This window comes from Variovorax glucosi (assembly GCF_051216695.1).
Lineage (GTDB): Bacteria > Pseudomonadota > Gammaproteobacteria > Burkholderiales > Burkholderiaceae_C > Variovorax.
On the sequence record NZ_JBPJZE010000065.1, the window covers coordinates 1 to 1,535 of the forward strand.

General features: G+C 66.7%; 2 protein-coding genes. Both read left to right on the forward strand.

Translation table 11 applies throughout. From position 1 onward, the window contains the following. The coding region (locus ACSFA3_RS22880) for a sensor histidine kinase (RefSeq protein WP_435507749.1) at nt 1–762 on the forward strand (762 nt) is incomplete at its 5' end. Nucleotides 763–839: 77 nt separating this feature from the next. Beyond that, nucleotides 840–1,535, forward strand: a 696-nt coding sequence (locus ACSFA3_RS22885; protein ID WP_435507750.1) for a crotonase/enoyl-CoA hydratase family protein, incomplete at its 3' end; no start/stop codon positions are given.

Sequence of the window (1,535 nt, forward strand, 5' to 3'; positions counted from 1 at the left end):
CTGGGCCAGGCCTTCACGCAGATGACGCGCCGCATCGCCGAACAATGGCGCGAGCTGACCCTGCAGGACCAGCAGCGCCGCGAGCTGTTCGCCAACATTTCGCACGACCTGCGCACGCCGCTCACGTCGCTGCACGGGTATCTCGAAACGCTGCTGCTCAAGGCCGGCACGCTCAGCGAGGAAGAGCGGCGGCGCTATCTGGAGATTGCGCTGGGCCAGAGCCGCAAGGTCGGCCGTCTCGCGCAGGAAGTGTTCGAACTGGCGCGCCTCGAATACGGTGTGGTCAAGCCCGAGAAGGAAAACTTTGCACTCGCCGATCTCGTGCAGGACGTGTTCCAGAAGTTCGAGCTGGCGGCCGAGGCGAGGCATCAACGCCTCAAGCCCGACATCGCGCCGGGCCTGCCGGTGGTGTCGGCCGACCTCGGCATGATCGAGCGCGTGCTGACCAACCTGCTCGACAACGCGATCCGCCACACGCCCGAGGGCGGCGAGATCGTGGTGCAGCTGCGCGCGGAGAACGCGGGCGTGACGGTGCAGGTGAGCGACACGGGCCCCGGCATTCCGGGCGAGCTGCAGCCGGCCCTGTTCATGCGCCCCGTGTTCATGAGCGGTTCGCGCACCGACAGCGCGAGCAGCGGCGGGCTGGGCCTGGTGATCGTGAAGCGCATTCTGCAGCTGCACGGCAGCGACATCCGGCTTGTGCAGCAGCCGGACAAGGGTGCGGTGTTTCGCTTTCAGCTGGGTGGTGCGGCGGGGGCCTGAAGAGCTTGCAGGTTTGCCTGTGCGTGGGTGACGATGCTGGAAGAGCAGCACAACCCTCACGCAAGGAGACAAGCCAGATGCCAGCCTTCAACACCGTCCTGATCGACAAGGACCCGCAGCACCCGCGCATCGCGCGCCTCGTGCTCAACCGGCCCGACAAGCTCAACGCCATCGGCGAGACCACGCCTTCGGAGATTCGACGCGCGGTCGAATGGGCCGAAGCCGACGACGAGGTGCACGTGATCGTGGTCGAAGGCGCAGGCCGCGCCTTCTGCGCCGGCTACGACCTCGGCGACTATGCCGAAGGCCATGGCCGCGAGGGTGACGGTGAGCAGGGCGACCACCCCTGCCGGCAAGAGAAAACGCCGTGGGACCCGATGCTCGACTACGCCGCCATGAAGCGCAACACAGGCGACTTCATGTCCCTGTGGCACAGCCGCAAGCCCACCATCGCCAAGGTACATGGCTATGCGGTTGCGGGCGGCAGCGACATCGCGCTGTGCTGCGACCTGCTGACCATGGCCGACGACGCGCGCATCGGCTACATGCCCACGCGCGTGTGGGGTTGCCCGACCACTGCGATGTGGACCTATCGCCTCGGCGCCATGCGCGCCAAGCAGCTCATGTTCACGGGCGACACCATTCCCGGCACACAGGCGGCAGAGTGGGGACTGGCCAATTTCTCGGTGCCTGCCGATCAGCTCGACGACGCCACGCTGAAGCTCGCGTTGCGCATTGCGGGCGTGCCGCGTTCGCATCTGATGATGCACAAG